The organism is Blastocatellia bacterium, assembly GCA_016713405.1.
Taxonomy (GTDB): domain Bacteria; phylum Acidobacteriota; class Blastocatellia; order Chloracidobacteriales; family JADJPF01; genus JADJPF01.
In genome coordinates this window covers 611,481-629,366 of sequence record JADJPF010000020.1, presented here as the reverse complement: position 1 = coordinate 629,366, position 17,886 = coordinate 611,481, and the positions used below count along the sequence as shown (strand labels likewise).

Annotated in this window: 18 protein-coding genes and 2 pseudogenes; 5 read left to right on the top strand and 15 right to left on the bottom strand. The window is 34.1% G+C overall.

Going from position 1 to position 17,886, the window contains the following annotated elements; genetic code table 11:
- Nucleotides 1-36 precede the first annotated feature (36 nt).
- Both IPK14_21095 and IPK14_21090 read right to left on the bottom strand, forming a co-directional pair.
- A pseudogene (locus IPK14_21095) lies at nt 37-513 on the bottom strand (hypothetical protein).
- The gene (locus IPK14_21090; protein ID MBK7995779.1) at nt 456-1,094 is read right to left on the bottom strand and encodes a hypothetical protein; all 639 of its coding nucleotides are present in this window, start codon (nt 1,092-1,094) and stop codon (nt 456-458) included. Before IPK14_21090 ends, IPK14_21095 begins: the two are co-directional and overlap by 58 nt.
- Before the next feature lie 136 nt (nt 1,095-1,230).
- Here IPK14_21090 and IPK14_21085 point away from each other — a divergent pair, with 136 nt between their 5' ends.
- Nucleotides 1,231-3,468, top strand: coding sequence for a S8/S53 family peptidase (locus IPK14_21085; protein ID MBK7995778.1), 2,238 nt, complete (start codon nt 1,231-1,233; stop codon nt 3,466-3,468).
- Between the two features lie 99 nt (nt 3,469-3,567).
- Here the strand turns inward: IPK14_21085 and IPK14_21080 are convergent, their stop codons facing one another.
- The 3 genes from IPK14_21080 to IPK14_21070 form a co-directional block, all read right to left on the bottom strand.
- Entirely contained in the window at nt 3,568-3,807 is a 240-nt protein-coding gene (locus IPK14_21080; GenBank protein ID MBK7995777.1) for a hypothetical protein, read from the bottom strand.
- A 186-nt stretch (nt 3,808-3,993) separates the two neighbouring features.
- Nucleotides 3,994-4,773 (bottom strand): FtsX-like permease family protein, encoded by a 780-nt coding sequence (locus tag IPK14_21075; GenBank protein ID MBK7995776.1) that lies wholly within the window; start codon nt 4,771-4,773, stop codon nt 3,994-3,996.
- Nucleotides 4,774-4,877: 104 nt separating this feature from the next.
- Nucleotides 4,878-6,458, bottom strand: coding sequence for an ABC transporter permease (locus IPK14_21070; protein MBK7995775.1), 1,581 nt, complete (start codon nt 6,456-6,458; stop codon nt 4,878-4,880).
- A 294-nt stretch (nt 6,459-6,752) separates the two neighbouring features.
- Here IPK14_21070 and lolA point away from each other — a divergent pair, with 294 nt between their 5' ends.
- The 4 genes from lolA to IPK14_21050 all read left to right on the top strand — a co-directional run bounded on the left by lolA (nt 6,753) and on the right by IPK14_21050 (nt 8,801).
- Nucleotides 6,753-7,427, top strand: coding sequence for an outer membrane lipoprotein chaperone LolA (gene lolA, locus IPK14_21065; protein MBK7995774.1), 675 nt, complete (start codon nt 6,753-6,755; stop codon nt 7,425-7,427).
- A gap of 23 nt (nt 7,428-7,450) precedes the next feature.
- Nucleotides 7,451-8,284 carry a class I SAM-dependent methyltransferase gene (locus IPK14_21060; GenBank protein MBK7995773.1) on the top strand — a complete coding sequence of 278 codons (834 nt, stop codon included), beginning with the start codon at nt 7,451-7,453 and terminating at the stop codon, nt 8,282-8,284.
- Nucleotides 8,285-8,442: 158 nt separating this feature from the next.
- The gene (locus IPK14_21055; protein ID MBK7995772.1) at nt 8,443-8,610 is read left to right on the top strand and encodes a hypothetical protein; all 168 of its coding nucleotides are present in this window, start codon (nt 8,443-8,445) and stop codon (nt 8,608-8,610) included.
- Nucleotides 8,571-8,801 (top strand): hypothetical protein, encoded by a 231-nt coding sequence (locus IPK14_21050; GenBank protein ID MBK7995771.1) that lies wholly within the window; start codon nt 8,571-8,573, stop codon nt 8,799-8,801. Before IPK14_21055 ends, IPK14_21050 begins: the two co-directional genes overlap by 40 nt.
- A 67-nt stretch (nt 8,802-8,868) precedes the next feature.
- Here the strand turns inward: IPK14_21050 and IPK14_21045 are convergent, their stop codons facing one another.
- From IPK14_21045 to IPK14_21000, 10 genes and pseudogenes are all read right to left on the bottom strand, one after another.
- Nucleotides 8,869-9,546 carry a methyltransferase domain-containing protein gene (locus IPK14_21045; protein MBK7995770.1) on the bottom strand — a complete coding sequence of 226 codons (678 nt, stop codon included), beginning with the start codon at nt 9,544-9,546 and terminating at the stop codon, nt 8,869-8,871.
- A gap of 131 nt (nt 9,547-9,677) precedes the next feature.
- On the bottom strand, nt 9,678-11,387 hold the full coding sequence (locus IPK14_21040) for a tetratricopeptide repeat protein (protein MBK7995769.1): 1,710 nt from the start codon (nt 11,385-11,387) through the stop codon (nt 9,678-9,680).
- 160 nt (nt 11,388-11,547) lie between these two features.
- Nucleotides 11,548-13,599, bottom strand: a complete 2,052-nt coding sequence (locus IPK14_21035) for a hypothetical protein (GenBank protein MBK7995768.1) — start codon at nt 13,597-13,599, stop codon at nt 11,548-11,550.
- A 263-nt stretch (nt 13,600-13,862) separates the two neighbouring features.
- Nucleotides 13,863-14,945: an FAD-binding oxidoreductase gene (locus IPK14_21030; GenBank protein ID MBK7995767.1), complete on the bottom strand. Its 1,083-nt coding sequence runs from the start codon at nt 14,943-14,945 to the stop codon at nt 13,863-13,865.
- A complete protein-coding gene (locus IPK14_21025; protein ID MBK7995766.1) occupies nt 14,942-15,226 on the bottom strand; it encodes an FAD-binding oxidoreductase in 285 nt (94 codons plus the stop codon). The genes IPK14_21030 and IPK14_21025 overlap by 4 nt, the downstream gene beginning before the upstream one ends.
- A 51-nt stretch (nt 15,227-15,277) precedes the next feature.
- The gene (locus IPK14_21020) at nt 15,278-15,691 is read right to left on the bottom strand and encodes an arsenate reductase ArsC (GenBank protein ID MBK7995765.1); all 414 of its coding nucleotides are present in this window, start codon (nt 15,689-15,691) and stop codon (nt 15,278-15,280) included.
- 17 nt (nt 15,692-15,708) lie between these two features.
- Nucleotides 15,709-16,797, bottom strand: coding sequence for an ACR3 family arsenite efflux transporter (arsB, locus tag IPK14_21015; GenBank protein MBK7995764.1), 1,089 nt, complete (start codon nt 16,795-16,797; stop codon nt 15,709-15,711).
- A 23-nt stretch (nt 16,798-16,820) separates the two neighbouring features.
- Nucleotides 16,821-16,973 (bottom strand): hypothetical protein, encoded by a 153-nt coding sequence (locus tag IPK14_21010; protein ID MBK7995763.1) that lies wholly within the window; start codon nt 16,971-16,973, stop codon nt 16,821-16,823.
- Nucleotides 16,974-17,002: 29 nt separating this feature from the next.
- Entirely contained in the window at nt 17,003-17,374 is a 372-nt protein-coding gene (locus IPK14_21005; protein ID MBK7995762.1) for a VOC family protein, read from the bottom strand.
- Between the two features lie 290 nt (nt 17,375-17,664).
- A pseudogene (locus IPK14_21000) lies at nt 17,665-17,859 on the bottom strand (hypothetical protein).
- Nucleotides 17,860-17,886 lie beyond the last annotated feature (27 nt).

Here is a 17,886-nt window from a genome sequence, read left to right as displayed (position 1 = left end):
AGTCACTAGGCTATTTTTAAGTTAAATATAAGTTTTTTAGGCTTTTACAGCCATAATTACATGATCCATCCAAGAACCATCAGGAATTTCTTTTACTTCCGCTTTAACAAACCCTGCATCATAAAGCCAAGACATAATTTGTGCAGCCGTGTAACTTTCTCCCATAGTCATATTTAAGCTAAATAGTGCTGGTAACAAGGGTTGAGCGTCTTCATCATCTAAGAGCATTTCTTGAATTACAATTAAACCATTTGAAGACATAGCTTTATAGGCTTTACGTAACATTTTTTTACAAGTAGCTTCAGAAAAACCATGCAAAACACCAGAAATCAACATTACGTCATAGTCTTGATCATAGGTATGAAAAGGAACTTGTGCTGGTTTAACGCTAACACGCTCTTTTAGGCCAGAGCGAGCAATAATTTCCTCAGCATAAGGAACTACTTCTGGATCATCTAAAACAGTGGCCTGTAAATTTGGATTACGTAAACAAAGAACTGCTGCATAGGTTCCGGGCCTCCTCCAACATCACATAAATGCTGACTATCGCTTAAATCCAGCATTTTAGCTAAAGCTTCTGCCTGACCACTCATTGCAACACTATGTGAGCTAAGAATCCAGGCTCTACTAGTTTCTTGATCTGTTCGTTCTGTTGTTTGACTATCATTTCGCATACCAGTTTGGACTGTACTGGCTAAAGAACCAAATCTTTCCCATAATGATCCTAAATGCAGCAGGAAATGACCTTGGTAATGTGGTTTATATTCAACTAGATATTGTGATGCGGTGGGGGAGTTGCTGAAATATTTATCGCTTTTTTCTAACATTCCCATAGCAGCACAAGCAGTTAAAAGTTTTTCTGTCCAACGGCGATTTAAGCCAAGTTTACGTGCTAAATAATCACTTGTAGCAGGGTTATTTTCTAGCCTAGTAAAGACTCCAAGTTTAATTGCGGCAATAAGTGCGCCAGAAGCCCAAAACCCTGTAGCAATATCATAGATTTTTTTAATATCCGATTGTCTATCGTTATTGTTAGCTTCACTAGTTGATTTATTAGGTGTTTTAGTCTTGGTTTTTGATTGTGGTGAGTCCATAATTTAGCTAGTTTATCCCCTTGTTTGAATAATTAAAAAATGATTAAAATTCTATCACGGTTTTTTACAGAAAATAAAAGAGTTAATAACAAATAATATAAATTTATCAAAATAAATTGTTGAGAGTAGGTTATTTATGGCTAAAAAAGTTTTCTTGCTAATAATTTGTATTTTCTGCCTTTTAACAATTATCTTTCCTACAACTAAAGCCCAAGTAGAAAATTTAGAGCCTGTTAGCAAACCCTTTATTCCTCTTCAAGCAAGATTAAAAACTGCTGCACCAGCAAATATGCTTATTAGTGGTACATTATATTTTCGCTTAAAAAATGAATCTACACTTGATGAGCTTTTAAGAGAACAACAAAACCCTACAAGCGAAAATTATCAAAAATGGCTTACTCCTACTCAATTTGGCGAAAAGTTTGGTGTTTCAAAAGATGTTTATCAAATGGCTATTAGTTGGCTAGAAAGCTCAAATATTAAAGTTACTCAAAGCTGGTCAAATCGTTTAAGGCTAGATTTTCAAGCTTCCGTCTCAACGCTACAAAAAGCTTTTCAAACACAAATAAAATTATTTGAATTAGATAACCAAATTTATTATGCAAACTCCCAAACTAACTACTTACCTTCTAACTTAGCTTTAGAGATTATGGATGTTAAGTTAAATAGTTTTCTTTTTACAGAACCAAGCCTTAAAAGACAACCCCAAGATATTTTGCCTACTGTAATAGATCGCGGACGTTTTGCTATTGGCCCACAGGATTTACACGTTGCTTATAATTTCAAACCTCTTTTTGCTAATGGTATTGAAGGCCAAGGACAAAAAATTGGTATTATTGCTAGAAGTGATTTTGATATGTCAGATGTTAACACTTATCGAGATTTATTTAAGTTACCTGCTGTTAACATTGTAAAAATCCCTGCTGGCGGAGAAATTATTGATCGTGGAGGCATAGAAACTTTAGAAGTTTTGCTTGACACCCAATTATCAGGCGCGGCAGCACCAAAAGCAGATATCCAAGTTGTTATTGCTGATAGAGATAGCGAGATTGATCAATCTTTAACCTATTTTCTAAATGTTTTACCTGATACGAAAATATTAAGTATTAGCTTTGGAGCTTGTGAAAAGTTTTTATTTCCTCAATTTGTCGCCATATTTAACAATCTTTATAAACAAGCTGCGGCTCAGGGTCAGACGGTTTTTGTTTCCTCAGGTGATCGAGGTGCAAATGATTGTGGTGATGGGCAAAGTTTGCAAGTTAATGGTTTAGCCTCAAGTCCTTTTATAGTTGGGGTTGGAGGCACATCTTTAATGGTTGAAAGTGATGCAAATGGAAATGTAACAGCTTATCAAGACGAACAAGTTTGGCAAGGTAGCGGCGGTGGAATAAGTGTAATGTTTCCACGTCCAGACTTTCAAACTTTAGCCGGAATTACTCAAACAGGTCGAACTGTGCCAGATGTTTCATTACTAGCCGACTTTAGCCGTCCAGGATTTTTTGTTGTTGAAAGTGGTGTTACTCGTGTTATTGGTGGAACAAGTGCTTCTGCTCCGGTTTGGGCGGGGATTTTAGCTTTAACTAATCAATTTTCTAAAACAGATGGGTTTGGTAATGCCAACCATCGCATCTACCAACTAGGTAAACAACAAGAAACTAGTGCTAGCCCACGTTCATTATTTTTCAATGATATTACGGTAGGAAATAATAGTGGTGGTGGACTTGATGGCTATCAAGCACGCCCAGGTTACGATCTAGCTACAGGTTGGGGGACTCCTAATGTTGATCGTTTTGCTCGTAGTCTCGCTAGCGTTCCAGATAAAGTTGATGGATTATTTTTAACTTTTCCAAATGGAGGTGAAGTTTTACCACAAAACCAAGCAATCAATATTCGCTGGATTTTATCTCAAGACCTAGCTGCTAAGACTACAAACCAAGATTTAATGCTTTCTACAGATGAAGGAAAAACATTCCAAACCATTGCTAGCAATTTAGCTGCAAACTTGCGAAGTTTTGATTTTACTCCAACAAAAATAACCGCAACAGCACTTTTTCGTATTGTTGTACGTACAAATTCTAGTAGTCAAATAGTTGACACAAGTGATGCTAACATCAATATTGGCACAAATTTACGCATAGATTTTGCCCGTTATTCAATTCTAGATAACCGCTTAGAAGTAATAGGTGAAGGGCTTTCTACAAAAGTAAAATTATTGATTAATGGTGTTTCTATTAACCGCGCAGCAAAATTAACAGAGGATTTATTATTTTTTAAGGGTAAAGAGAAAAAATTTAAGTTTAAAAAAGGTGAAAATACCCTAGTAATAGAAATTAATGGTATACGTTCAGCTACTTATAAGTTTTTTGTTTCCTAGCTTTTAACAAAATGAGGAGGGCAAAAGAAATACTTTTAAACACTTTTTAACGTTGTGCTAGCTATAATTTACAAATTTTTTAAGATTGCACTTGCAATCTTAAGCTACTTTTAATGGATGATAGAGCTTTTCTGGGTCTGTTTCTGCTGGTAATGTTTCTGCAACCATATAATCAGGTATAGATAAAACTACTATACGTCCATCATTCGTTTTTGCAGGGATTTCCCAAGCAATACCAGTCCAAGCAGCTAATTCAAAGGATTCTGGGTCATTTGGAGATCCTCTTAATCTAATCCAACATTTTGCACCAGAAGTTTTATTAGTCCCTTCTTTTCCCATAAAATTACCCAACCTTCCTTTTTCGAGATAATTAATTGTTGCTTAACCATTGTTGGGATGCAATAACATTTTTTTAAGTTGTGTGAGTAATGTTTTAGAAAAATAGCGTAAGTATTAGATTAAACTGGACTTTAGGTTAATTACTAGGGCTAAGAAAAAAATTAGCCCTAGTTTAATATGACTTTATTATTCACAGCGTAAGGCTACTAATGGATCAACTTTTGTAGCACGATAAGCTGGGATATAGCTAGCTAGCAAGGCCACTAGAGCTAAAATTAATGGGGCTACTATAAAAGTTACTGGATCAAAAGCACTTACACCAAATAAAAGACCTGCAAAAATACGTACTAAAAATAAACCGCCCACTGTGCCAAGCGTAATCCCTATTCCAACTAACAACATTGCTTGGCTAAGAACTAGTTTTAAGATATCAAATGGTTTTGCACCTAACGCCATGCGAACACCTATTTCTTGGGTACGCTGATTTACAGAGTAGGCTAAAATTCCATAAATTCCAACAGCAGCAAGAACTAAAGCTAACAACCCAAACAAAACTAACAAAGTAGCACTCATACGAGCAGCCCAAAGACTTTGACCTATTATTTCGGAAACCGTGTTGATATTTGTAAGAGCTAAATTGCTATCAAGCGATTGTACTTCTGCTCTAACTATTCCTAAAATGGTTTTAGGGTCTTCTTTGCTTTGGACATATAAAGTTACTAAATTTGTATAGCGTTGAAATATTGGAATATAAGCACAAGGTGTTGGCTCTTCACCAAGAGAAACTATTTTTGTATCTTTAACTATCCCTATTACTTCGGTAAAATTATCATCTCCAAAAAACCTAAATCGTTTTCCGACAGCATCTTGTCCGGGCCAAAAGCGTTTTACCATTGCTTCATTAATAATTGCAACTCCTGGAGCCGTTTCTCTATCAGAGTCATTAAAATCGCGCCCTTGAAGCATAGGAATATTAAGGGTTTCAAAGAATTTTGTTCCAATATTATTAGTAGTTGTAAGGATACCTTTACCTAAAGCTTGAGGATCTCCACCTTCAGGGAAAACGCTCCTTAAAAGCCTCCTCCAAGCGGAGGGTTAGCCGCTACGCTAACAGACTTTACACCCGGTAAGCCTTGAACATGGCTTTGAACATTACGGAAAAATTCTTTTCCTTGAACTTCATTATAATTTTGGCGATTTAATTCAAATGAGATTGTAAAAACTTTTTTAGTTTCAAAGCCTGGGTTAATTGATTGGGCATTGATAAGGCTATGAAGGAAAAGACTAGCACTAATTAAAGCTACTAATGAAAAAGCTATTTGAGCAATCACTAGAATATTACGTAGTGTTAGCAGTTTATTACCTGAATTAATTGGGGCTGTTTTTTCTTTTAATTCTATTACTAAGTTTGACCTAGTAGCTTGAAGTGTTGGAATAATACCAAAAATTATCCCTGTAATTAGTGAAATCAAAAAAGTAAAAACTAGCACTCTTAAATCTAGACTTAAATCCAGTCCATCAGCTTGAATAAAAACAGGACGATAAGACCATAATAAATCACGTCCCCAAAGAGCTAAACAAAGGCCAATAATACCCCCTATAGTGGAAAGTAAAATACTTTCAATCATAAATTGTTGAAATAATCGCCACGCACTAGCACCAAGAGCAATACGAATAGCAACTTCCCGACGACGAATATTAGCCCGTATTAACAAAAGATTAGCAATATTTGCACAAGCAATTAATAAAACTAATCCAACAACTACCATTAATAATGCCCCACCTCTTATAAAAATGTCTCGTTGGTTAGGATTAATAGTAGATTGTGCTAATGGTATAAGCGTTAGTGTACGACCATCATTATCTTTTGGATATTCTTTAGCTAATTGGCTAGCAATGGTTGTGATTTCGGCTTGTGCTTGTTCGATAGTTACATTTGGCTTAAGTCTACCTACCAAATTAAAAAGTAATGCCCGCCGAGAATCAAACCATTGCTTAAAAATGCCATTAAAAACTTGTTCATGCATCATCATTGGGACAAAAAAGTCCACTGATCCTATAGCAAAAGTTCCTCGAAAGTTTGGTGGAGTTACACCAATTACTGTGTAGCTAGTAGCATTTAATGTAATTTGGCTACCTATAATTTCAGGCTTTGCACCAAATTGGTTTTTCCATACATTATGGCTTAAAACAATCACAGGATGCAGTCCTGGGGTTTGGTCTTCTTCAGGTAAAAAAGTCCGCCCTATTAAAGCTTTTACTCCTAAAACATCAAAGTAATTCCCTGTAACGATTGAGCCATTAAGCTGTCTAGGCTCTCCTTGACCTATTAGACTTAAAGATGCGCCTGAAAAGGCTGCAATAGCGGTAAAAGTAGTATTTTGGTCACGGTAATCTTTATAGTTTGGAAAAGAAACCGCCAAGGTGTTACGACTATCATTAGAATTTTTTCCATCTAGAGTAAAAAGGGAAACTACTTCTTCAACCTTTTCCATTGGCAATGGTTGTAGGAAAATAGCATTTAGGATTGTAAAAATAGTTGTGTTTGCCCCAATGCCCAAAGCTAAAATAAAAACTACTGCTACAGTAAAAATTTTGCTTTTTGCTAATACTCGTAATCCATAGCGGAAATCTTGAAGAAATTTTTCCATAACTTTCCCCTTTTATTTTGTAGAACTTAAAAAGGCCATTAAAATACTTACCCAAATGCTGTGCCAACTTTTTGATTTATTTTATTTAATTGATAAAATTAGCCTTGTAGAAAAATCTCTAACTTTGCATATTTAGGTTTGTTCGTTTGTGGGATAATGCTGTCCCAAAAAGAATAAATAACAAAACTTTTCTTATGTAGAAAAAACTATTAGAAAGATACAAAAATAAACTTATGCTGCATCTAAAACTTTTAGAAATTAGCATTAGACAATAAATTTAAGGATATTTTATTTATGACACGTTTTATTAATTTTGCAATTTTTAAGGCTATTTTCGTTTTTATCTTATTGATATTAATTGCTTTACCAGGGCAAGCTGAAGATGAAACAGTCAAAAAGTTAATTATTGGGCTAGAAAATCGCTATGGCAATATGAAAGGGTTAGCAGCAGATTTTACCCAAGTTTATAGCGACCGAGCCGGGCGCAAACTCCGTGAACAAGGCACTTTAACCTTAAAACGACCCGGAAAAATGCGTTGGGATTATCAACAGCCTGAAGAAAAAATATTTATTGTAAATGATAAAAAAGTTTATTTTTACCTCCCTGAAGAAAAAGAAGTAACAATCACTGCACTTAAAGAAAGCGATGATCCACGCGCACCATTTGTTTTTCTCTTAGGTCGCCGTAATCTACAAAAAGATTTTAAGTCTATAGAAATTTCTAATGTAGAATCACCAGTAATCTCTGGTAATATTGTGCTAGAGTTAATCCCTAAACGTATAAGTAGTTCATTGAAAAGATTATTTGTAGAAGTAAACCCTAAAGCTATGCAATTAAGTCGGTTAGTATTAATTAATGCAAATGATCGTCGGTCAGATTTTATTTTATCAAATTTCCGAGAAAACTTTTTAGCTATAGATGAACAATTTGAATTTTCTGTTCCACCTGGAGTAAAAATATTGCAGTAATCTACAATATCTCCAACTAAGTTATGAATATAGAGCAATTAGCCAAAAATTTAACTCTTTCAAGCAATGATATTTGGGTAGCAAATAATCAGCGTGCAATAGCCTTTCCTGAAGATGGTCACTCAGAATGTGAACAAGTAGAAGAAAAGTCTTTTTGGTTTTACCATCGGAATAATTGCTTGATTGATACAATGAAAAATTTTTCTCCTCAAGGAACAATTTTTGATATTGGTGCAGGTAACGGTTATGTTTCAAAAGCTTTAAGCCAAGCAGGTTTTAACTCAGTAGCTGTTGAGCCAGGAATGATTGGCGCACAAAATGCTAAAAATAAAGGTTTAACAGTGATCTGCTCTTCTTTAGAAGATGCTGGATTTTTTGCTAATTCTTTGTCTGCTATAGGTTTATTTGATGTTTTAGAACACATTGAAGCAGAAAAAGATTTTTTGCTTCAAATAAAATCTATCTTAAAAATAGGTGGTAAGCTTTATTTAACAGTTCCTGCTTATCAATTTCTTTGGTCAACCGAAGATGAAATAACAGGACATTTTAGACGCTATACACTCAATAAATTAACCAAAAAATTAGTTAATTTAGGCTATAAAATTAATTATTCTTCTTATTTTTTTTCATTTTTACCCTTACCAATATTTTTACTTAGAACAATCCCTAGTAAATTAGGTTGGCGACAAGAAGGAAGCCTAGAAACTACACGTAAGGAACATAATGTTCAACGAGGGTTATTTAACCATTTGCTTAATCAATATTTAGAGCTAGAACTTAGCTTTATTAAATCCAAACGCCAGATCCCTTTTGGTGGTAGCTGTTTAGTTGTGGCTGAAAAACTAGAAAATTATTAAAAATCTCTTGACAAAAATGGTTAGATTTTTCTAACTCGTGCTATACTGTCGGCTATAAAAACATCCTAACAATTAAGTAATACTTAAAATTATTAATGCAGATTTATCTAATGTCTGCCTAAAATCTTATTTTGCAAGTTATAGGAGGAGTTGAAGTTATGAGACTAGGAAAACATGCAATTTTATTTGAACCAACCTTTGAAGTTTTGACTAAATCAAGCGAACATAATGTAATGACTATTGAACATATTACAGAATTTGTTGAAACAGATGTAAAACACTTTGCTTGGTTAGAAGATGCAGTCATAGAAGCAAAAAATATTTAGAAAAAAAATCTTATCAAGAAGTAGCTAACCGTCGTCTTTGTGGAATTTGTGGAGTTACTGCATTAAAAGGAAATGCAGATGCTTGTGCTAATTGTGATAGCTTACCTGATAATGTTCAACGAGCTTTTATTGCTTTACGCTCAACTATCATTGAAGAAAATGAAAGAATTGAAGAATTAGCCAAAAAATAAATTAGCTAAAATCTTAAGGAAAATAAGAGAGTAAATTGTTACTCTCTTATTTTTTTGTATTTTTCTTTTACTCAGGTTTTTGACAGCGAAAAACAAAAGAAGGAGGCAGATTACGAAACACTACTGACGTATCAACCACAGGAAAAGTTTTTCTTAAAAGCCTCATAACACTATTAATAACCCTAGCATGTACATATTGATAAGTAACAAAAACGCCGCCGGGTCGCAAACTGGCATAAGAATTATTTAAGATTCGTTGCCCAAGTTTTGGTTCAATTAAAGCAAAAGGGAGACTAGAGATAATATAGTCTGCATGTTCCAAACCGTTACGTTTTAGAAGTTCGCCAATATTTTCTGCACTATCTTGAATAATTTGATGTTCTGGAAAACGTCTTTGCCAAATTTCAATCATATTAGCGTTAGTTTCTACAGCAAAAAATTTAGTTTTATCACCACATTTTTTAACAATAGCTTTGGTAATTGCTCCTGTACCAGGGCCAAATTCAACTACTGCTTTGGCATTAGCCAAATCTAAACTAGCCACCATTCCTTCTGCTAAAAAGCGTGAACTAGGTGTTACTTGACCAAGTTCTATAGGATTTTCAACTAGAGTTTTAACAAATAAAAATTTATCTTTAGAAAAACTATCTAAGTTTTTAGGAAATTTTTCTAAGTTTTTAGAAAACTTATCTAAGTTAGGAAATTTTTTTAAGTCAAGAGCTAACTTTTTTTTAGAATTTTGCATAGCAAAAAAACCCATTTGGAAGTTACTAAAATCTACTAGTTTTTAGTTATAAAAATTAAGATTATTGGGGACGATTCTAACGAACTTAATCTTTAGAAGCAAGCAAGATAATATTTTCCTTAAGAAAATTTTTATTTGTTATTCTCAATGTTAGTTTTTGGTTCTTCATTTGGTTTAGCTGGTTCTGTTGGTTTTGTTGGTTTTGGTTCCTCTACTGTTTTAGCTGGTTCAGGTTTATTTTGTTCAGCAATTTTTACCTCAAGATCTTTTAATGCACTAGCAGCAACACTATTATTTCCTTCAATAGATAAAATTGCTCGATACTCAGCAGCCGCTGCCGCAAGTTCCCCTATTTCTTGAAGTAATATAGCCAAATTAGAATGTGCTGGTATAAAATTTGGTGCTACAGCAATAGCCTTACGGTATTCTAAAATTGCAGATTTAGTATCCCCTTCTCTTCTAAGTAAATTACCAAGACTAAAATAAGCTTCTTTTAATGATGGGTTTGTTTTACTTACATTACGATATTCTGCAATGGCTTCTGCTGTTTTGCCAGTTTGAGCTAATAGGGTAGCTAGTTTTAATCTAGCACCTGCAAGCCAAGGCTCTATTTTTAATGCTGCTTGAAAGGCTTCTATAGCTAGCGTAGTATTACCTTTATGGGCTGCCCCTTCAGCTATTGCTACTTGTGCTTGGGCATTATTATTTTTTGAGGCAACATCTTTTAATTGATTAGTAGCATCATTAAGCACAATATCAGAATATCTTTGAGTAGTAATACTGAGATAAAGTTTTGCTGTTTGATCGTTAGGATTAGCTTGTAATGCCGTGCTAAAGGCTCTTTCGGCTGCTAATAAATTCCCTTCTTCTAACATCAATTTTCCATAAGCAATTTGATCTGCTATAGAATTAGGACGCTGAGAAATCACTATTTCATATTCCTTAATTGCTTCATCATAATTCCCAACACTAGCATAAATATTACCTAATACAGAGTGAGCTTCTACATCATTAACATTTACACTTAATGCTCCTAAAGCAAAGCGTTGAGCTTCTTCTAAGTTTCCTCGTCGTAAATATTTTAACGCAACATTAACTAAAGGATAATTCCAATCTGGTGCTAGCGAAGCGGCTTTTAAGTAAGATTTTAAGGAATCTTCTTCCTTCTTTTGTTCAGATAATGCTCGTCCTAAAGCATTATAAAAATAGGGTGCTTTATCATCTTTTTTTATTCCTTGACGAAAAAGCTCTTCTGCTTTTTTAGGGTCTTTATCAGCTAAAGCGATCATCCCTTGATAAAATAAATCAAATGCAGCAAAGCGTTTATCTTTAGGCTGTAATGTTTTTAAGCGTTCTGAATACTTTTGAGCCGAGGCCCAATCTTCCCGGGTAAAGCTATAATTAGCTCCTTGAACATAAAGTTCTAAAGGCGATCTAGCTATATCCCCAAGTATTAAAGTAAGTGTTTCTTTTAAGCTTTTTAATGCTGGTTCATTTGGAGAATTTTTAGCTAATATTTGATAAAGTTCATAAGCGTTTTGTCCAGGTGGCTCAATTAGTTGCTTAAGAGAAATTGCTAGTTCAATTTGTGTTACTAAAGGATTAGTAGCAGGTTCTGGTTTTGGTGCTGGTGTTTGTTCTTGATTTTCTTCTGTATTGGCTTGATTTTCTTGTTGGTTATCTTGTTCTTTTTTATTTTTATCTTGTTTTTCTTTCTTTTCTTTCTTTTCTTTTTTATTTGTTTGCTCTTTTTTATCTTTTACTTCATTTTCCTGAAAAGCTAAACTAGAAATTGGAAAAGTTAGAATCAAACAAATGGCAAATAACTTCAATAAACGCATTGCTATTCCTCAAAGATTTTAAACAATTTTGGCTAGGTGAGAATTTGCATTATAACAAAACTAGCTTTTCTCTACCTAACCATTGATTACTAAAATCTAGTAGTTCCAAGCTTTTTTGCTTACTACTATATAAAATGCTTAGTCTTATCTACTTGCTAATTTATTTTTCTGCTTTGGCATTACTTAGATTAATTTCTGTTAAAGCTTTTTTAGTAGCATGAAGTAAAGCTTCTGCTCCAACAGGTGCGCCGCTAGCCTTTTTCATCCACATATCAGGCGTAACACTACCCACAACTGCCATTCGTTCAAACTCTTGTCCAATATTACCTGCTTTTTCCATTTGTTCTTCAATTTGAAATGCAATTAAATGGCCTATTGGATAATCAGGCAAATACATAAAGCCATCAATCATATGAGAATAAATGCCTAGTAGAACAACATCTTTTTTCTTAAATACTGGTGCATAGTATTTATTCCAAACATCCTTAGCAATTTTTACAGTAGCGTCTTTTAGCTCTGCTGGCGTAGCGTTAGGATGATCATACATCCAATGCCAAACCGTCATATCAACTAAAGCTACTCCAGCAATTTCATAAGTTGCCCAAAAATCATTAAGTGTTTTTAGGGCCTGGCTTTTGCTATCAGGTTTAGCTAGTCCTAAAAGCTCTAAATCATGCCCTTGGAAAACAAAAGCTAAAGCTTCTGTAAAAGCTGTGTTTGGAACGCCTTGCAATAGAAAATGGTCAATATTATTAAGCGAAAACGTTTGCTCAACATTATGCCCCATTTCATGAACTGCAATATTGTAACCTTTATAATTCATTCCTGTTTTTTCAACTCTAGTTCGTAGATGTGCTTTTTCTGAACGCATAGAAGCACCCATAGCATGACCTGAACCACGAGCAGCATCAACTTCAATATTATTAGCTAAATATTCTGCACGTTCTTTGCTAAAGCCTAATTTTACCAACAAATTAGGCATATCCTTTTTATAAGCTTCACCGTTTGGATAGTGTTTTGATACAATTTCATCAAGTTGTGCTTCGCTATAACTTCCACGAGGTCTAAAACCGTTATACCAAATATCAAAAGGCTCAAGTGGCCGTCCAAGTCGGGCTTCTATCAATTTAGCAGTTTGAGCGACTAATGGAGACGAGACGACATCCTCCAACATAGCCTTAACTCTAGCTTCTGGCAGTTCCCTATTTTCTTCAAAACGTCTAGCAATTAAAGTTGGTGCAGTTGGTGAATAAGGATCAACCTTTCTTGCGGCTTGAAAAGTTGATAAAAGCTGTGCATAACGTGTATTAGGCTCAGGCGTGTTAGTAGGATTATCAGCAACTTTTCCATCACCTTCAAAATCTTTTACTGCTGCTTTTTTTACTTCATTAGTCAAAGGGTTCCAATCAACATTAGGGTTATTTACTACTATTTCTGGAATAGTTTGATTAACAATATGTTCCATAACTCGTTGAATCATTTGTTGTTTAGCTAGCCCACTGTTAGCATCACTATAACTAGCCTTAATTTCATCCCTTAAATTCCAATGTGAAAGTAATCGTAATTTTGGAGGGAAAATTCTTTGCCCTTTGTCATCTATTAAGTGGTGCATCCAAATATTATATTCAGAAATATAACGCTCACTTTCAGACGAAACTTTAGCAATAGCCAAATTAACTTCTGCTGGAACACGTTTAGAAAATCTTTGTGCTAGCCTGGTTTCTGCCCATTGACGACGCGACCACTTTTCACCCTCATTTAAGCGTTGTTCTAAAGTAGTTAATGGAAAATTAAGTAGTACAACAAAAGCTAATTTATTCTTAAAAAAGTCATCAATAAAGTGTGCCGATGGATCATAACCAGCAAATAAATCATCAAAAGGCATTATTGGGCCAATATCTAAGTCAGATTGATTGCGAAATTCCCGGTTAATTTCGTGCATATGCCCATCAAGTTGTTCTAAATTATGCTCAAAACGCTTAAATAGCTCATCTAAAGTAGCTTGATCTCCAGCAAAATGCTCTTTAACAAATTGCTCAAAAACTTCTTTGTCTCCATCTTCGGCACGCCAAAAACTTGCTACTTGCTTTATACCTTGTTGTAATCTTGCTCGCTGAGTCTCACCATGTTTAGCAATTAGCTCACTCTCTAATTTATTTGCGACTTCTTTAATCCAAGGAAATTCTGACTCTACTTGCTTGGGACTATTCATATTATTTGCTCTTGTTAAAGTTGGGATAGGAAATGTAAGTGTTGATGCTAAAGCTAAGGCTAGTATTAGCGTTTTAAGATTTTTCATTGCCGGATGCCTCCAAAAACTTTATAAAATCGTAAAAAGGTTGTAATAAAGATTGTAGAAAAAGGATTTTTAGTTGTTTTCTTGAAGAATAAGAGGATTTTTTACTAGCGTCAATCGCTTGTTTCTACAAAGCCAATAATGAGCAAAACATCTTTTCATCAAAAAATTGTTATGAATTAAAGTTGTCCAGAATTGCTTTGAAGTTCTTTAAGAAGTTTTTGATAAGAAGCATTCTGATAGCGTTCAAGCAAAAACATTGGAGCATAATCAGGTAACTTTTCACCTAAAACATGTAAAGCTAGAAGTTCACCTGCTGCTTGAGAAGACATAATGCCATAACCAGATAATGCACCAATTATATATACTCCGCTTATTGGTAAATGCCCTATCAATGGGCGATTCTCTGATGTTTTACAGTAATAACCCCCATCTATATAAGCTTTGTCGCCTTGAGCGAAATAATGAGACATTTCTGGAATCATCCTTGAAATTGCTCTAATTAAAACTTCTCCATAATGAGAATTAAATTTTATTGGCTTAAAATCTTTTTCTATCTGCTGTTTATATGTCCAAATAATCATTATTTCTAAGTTTTTGCTATCTCCTTTTGGCCTTAAGTGTACTCCACTAGGAAATTTATTTAGTAGCCAACTAGTAGAAACATTAGAAGACCATAAACGCTTTTCTTCATCTGTCCAAGGTAAATAAAGTTCATCATCCCAAATCATTAAGGGAGCATTTGCTGAAAAAATATTTTTAGTATCAGGAAAAGTAATTTTGCTATGTAATTCATTAAAAACAGGTAAGTCTAACCCTAACATATCCCCTACACTTTTAAGATGAGGCCCTACAGCTAAAACTAAACTTTCTGGCTCTAAGACTTTGCCAGAAGCTAGTTTAATAGAAACTATTTTATTATTTATTACTTTTATTGACTCTAATTTATCTAAAAGAAATTCTCCTCCACATCGCTCTACTTCTTCTTTAAGCCATTCTCCTAGCTTTATAGAGTTCATCCAACCAGCACGACGAATATGCAAAGCAGCCTTAACATCTTTTGTAAGAAAAGGATAAAGCTTATTAATATACTCTGGATCTAAAATTAAATCTGCTCCTAAGAGTGTTTTATTAAAGTTTTCCGTTAATGTTGGTAAGTAATTATCTAGGCTAGAATGCTCTCTAAACTCACCTGCTCCAAGTTTAGAAATTTCTTGGGATGATTTTCTCCAATTGTTGATTTGGCTCTCTTGAGCAGTCAAAAAAGATAGCCTCTTTGATTAAGCCCAAAATGGTTATTAGTTTTTTCTGCAAGTTCTGCTATAAGCTCAATACTACGATTAATAAACTTCACCATAGTATCATCTGGGCCAGGCCACCAGTTACGATAAGCTTGAGTGCCTTTGTTACTTGTAAGTGAAAGCGGTTGACCTTCATCAATAATTAAAACACGTTTTTTGTGTTTAACTGTTAGATGATAAGCAGCCGAAATACCCGCCATTCCAGCACCACAAACAACTATTTGAGGAGACATTTTAGACATTACTTAAGTAACCTGTTTTAATTTTGTCGTTATTCTGAAAATTTATGTCTTTTAATATAATAATGATTTGGAAATATTTGCAATCAAGTCTTTAACTTTAGACTCTATTAAATCTCGGACTTCCTTAAATTCGTCTGTAGACATATGTTTTGGGTCGGGAATTTTCCAATCTTCTCTATTTTTAGCAACTATAAATGGACATTCATCACCACATCCCATTGTAATTGCATATTCATATTCGCTTGTAGGAATATCTTCTAAAGATTTAGATTTATGTTGGGTAAGGTCGTAGCCTATTCCCTTCATTGCTTCTATAGCTTTAGGGTTTACCGTTCCAGATGGTCGAGAACCCGCGCTATAAACTTCAATAACTGCTTGACCATGAATTTTTCCAAAAGCTTCTGCCAACTGGCTACGACAAGAATTTTCTACACATACAAATAAAACTCTTGGTAAATTGCTCATTATAAATCACCTTTTCTTTATGTTGTTTTACATAATTTAATTTCTTTGGTAGATAAATTTTCTGGAAAATATCTTTTTTCAAACCAAAGCGCGACATTAACCAAAGCTATAAGGACTGGCACTTCAACCAGTGGCCCAATAACGGCAGCAAAAGCAGCCCCATGATGAATACCAAAAGTTGCTACAGCTACAGCAATAGCTAACTCAAAATTGTTTGAAGCAGCAGTAAAAGAAAGTGTAGCCGACTGAGCATAGTTAGCTTGTAATTTTTTGCTCATAAAAAACGAAAATACAAACATTACAACAAAATAAATTAGTAAAGGGATAGCAATTTTAATTACATCTAATGGTAGTTCTATAATTGCTCCTCCTTTTAGAGAAAACATAACAATAATTGTAAATAGTAAAGCAATAAGGGTTAATGGGCTAATTTTAGGGATAAAACTTGTTTGATACCAATCTTTTCCTTTTAATTTTATTAAGGAAAAGCGAGTTATTATTCCTGCTAGAAAAGGGATCCCTAAGTAAATAAATACAGTTTTAGCAATTTCTAAAACAGTTATATTTACCGTAATACTCTTTAATCCAAACCAAGTAGGTAGAAGTGTAATAAAAAAGTAAGCATAAATTGGATAAAAGAAAACCTGAAAAATGGAATTAAAAGCTACAAGTCCAGCACAATATTCAGAATCACCTTTAGCTAACTCATTCCAAACCAACACCATAGCAATACATGGTGCTATTCCAATCATAATCAACCCTATCATATACTCTGGCTTGTCGGTTAGCAAAGTTATTGCTAATAAAAACATTAGCGATGGGCCAATTACCCAATTTAGTACTAGAGATAATCCTAATATTTTGAAGTTATGGAAAACCCTTCCCATTTCTTCATAGCGTACTTTAGCTAGGGGTGGATACATCATCAAAATTAGCCCTATAGCAATAGGAATTGAAGTTGTCCCAACACTTAAACCATTAAGCATTGGAACAACTTCAGGATAAAAATAACCCAAGCTAACACCCAAACCCATAGCTAGAAATATCCACAAAGTTAAAAATCTATCCAGAAAAGAAAGTCGGCTTGCTACACTTGAGTTACTCATAATTTTATCCTTGATTAGATTTACTATTGTTTTTTGCTAGATAAGCCCACTAGATTTGCTGCTACTTCACTAGTTCCACAACAAGAGGCAGTTGCTTGTAAAGTTTCTAAATTTGTAGTCTGACAAGAAGCATTTTCTGTTTTAACTTCTTTACTGTCATCAGTTACACAGCACATAGAAGTTTCCGCTAAGTTATCTTGAAGTACTACAAAACTTCCCACTCATTACCATCAGGGTCTTGGGCCCAGGTTTTATCTTGAATTGCATAACAACAATTAGTTTGCATTTCATCACGAGGCGTAAGTCCTTCCTTTATCCATTGCTCACGCACTGCCATAACATCTTCGGTTGTTGCAACCTGTATCCCAAGATGGGAAAGCACGCCTCGATCTTTTACTGCTATTTGATTAAGTGCTAGGTTAAGAGGTGGGTTTTGTACATCAAACTTAGCATATCCTTTACGTACTTTTAATGGTTCAATGCCAAACAGTTTTTTGTAAAATTCAATGCTATTTTCAACATTGCTAACATTTAGTGAAATATGCGCTTTTAGGCTTTGTATTGGTAAGCTATTCATTGTGTAAATCTCCTTTTTAGTTAATTGATATATGCCTCAACGAATATGTTTATATTATGTTTCAAAAATTATATATGTCAAGCCATATTTATCTAATAAAAATAGCTTTCCTTTCTACAAAGTTAGTAAAACGAATATTTTTTATATGAATATAAAGAGTAAGAACTAACAAGTGACTCATTAAAAGGTTATTGTCCGTTTATTATCACTATTAGTATTATTGAGGAAGCAGTCGGTTTTCTTAGTATTTTGCTACTTATGCATGGGATATTTTCCACAATACCCCAAATTTACATTTTTTCTGGTACTTCAACGCCTAATATCCAAAGAGCTTGTTTTAATTGCTGGCGAACAAAACTCATAATTGCTACTAGCAGTTGATAACGTTTTGTATCTGGCTCATCAACAATTTTATAAACAACTTTAGCATCTTTCTTTAAGTTATAGAAATTATTGAAACTTGAAGCTAATTGATGAGAATATTTTTGCTAAATGTGTTGGTTCTAATGAGT

Bases quoted from the DNA above. Each gene is read 5' to 3' on its own strand.
- IPK14_21020 (MBK7995765.1), bottom strand. From the start codon at position 15,691: ATGAGCAATTTACCAAGAGTTTTATTTGTATGTGTAGAAAATTCTTGT.
- IPK14_21045 (MBK7995770.1), bottom strand. From the start codon at position 9,546: ATGCAAAATTCTAAAAAAAAGTTAGCTCTTGACTTAAAAAAATTTCCT.
- IPK14_21080 (MBK7995777.1), bottom strand. From the start codon at position 3,807: ATGGGAAAAGAAGGGACTAATAAAACTTCTGGTGCAAAATGTTGGATT.
- IPK14_21025 (MBK7995766.1), bottom strand. From the start codon at position 15,226: ATGTCTAAAATGTCTCCTCAAATAGTTGTTTGTGGTGCTGGAATGGCG.
- arsB (MBK7995764.1), bottom strand. From the start codon at position 16,797: ATGAGTAACTCAAGTGTAGCAAGCCGACTTTCTTTTCTGGATAGATTT.
- IPK14_21060 (MBK7995773.1), top strand. From the start codon at position 7,451: ATGAATATAGAGCAATTAGCCAAAAATTTAACTCTTTCAAGCAATGAT.
- IPK14_21075 (MBK7995776.1), bottom strand. From the start codon at position 4,773: ATGCTTCAAGGGCGCGATTTTAATGACTCTGATAGAGAAACGGCTCCA.
- IPK14_21010 (MBK7995763.1), bottom strand. From the start codon at position 16,973: ATGTGCTGTGTAACTGATGACAGTAAAGAAGTTAAAACAGAAAATGCT.
- IPK14_21005 (MBK7995762.1), bottom strand. From the start codon at position 17,374: ATGAATAGCTTACCAATACAAAGCCTAAAAGCGCATATTTCACTAAAT.
- IPK14_21055 (MBK7995772.1), top strand. From the start codon at position 8,443: ATGAGACTAGGAAAACATGCAATTTTATTTGAACCAACCTTTGAAGTT.
- IPK14_21085 (MBK7995778.1), top strand. From the start codon at position 1,231: ATGGCTAAAAAAGTTTTCTTGCTAATAATTTGTATTTTCTGCCTTTTA.
- IPK14_21035 (MBK7995768.1), bottom strand. From the start codon at position 13,599: ATGAATAGTCCCAAGCAAGTAGAGTCAGAATTTCCTTGGATTAAAGAA.
- IPK14_21090 (MBK7995779.1), bottom strand. From the start codon at position 1,094: ATGGACTCACCACAATCAAAAACCAAGACTAAAACACCTAATAAATCA.
- IPK14_21070 (MBK7995775.1), bottom strand. From the start codon at position 6,458: ATGGAAAAATTTCTTCAAGATTTCCGCTATGGATTACGAGTATTAGCA.
- IPK14_21040 (MBK7995769.1), bottom strand. From the start codon at position 11,387: ATGCGTTTATTGAAGTTATTTGCCATTTGTTTGATTCTAACTTTTCCA.
- lolA (MBK7995774.1), top strand. From the start codon at position 6,753: ATGACACGTTTTATTAATTTTGCAATTTTTAAGGCTATTTTCGTTTTT.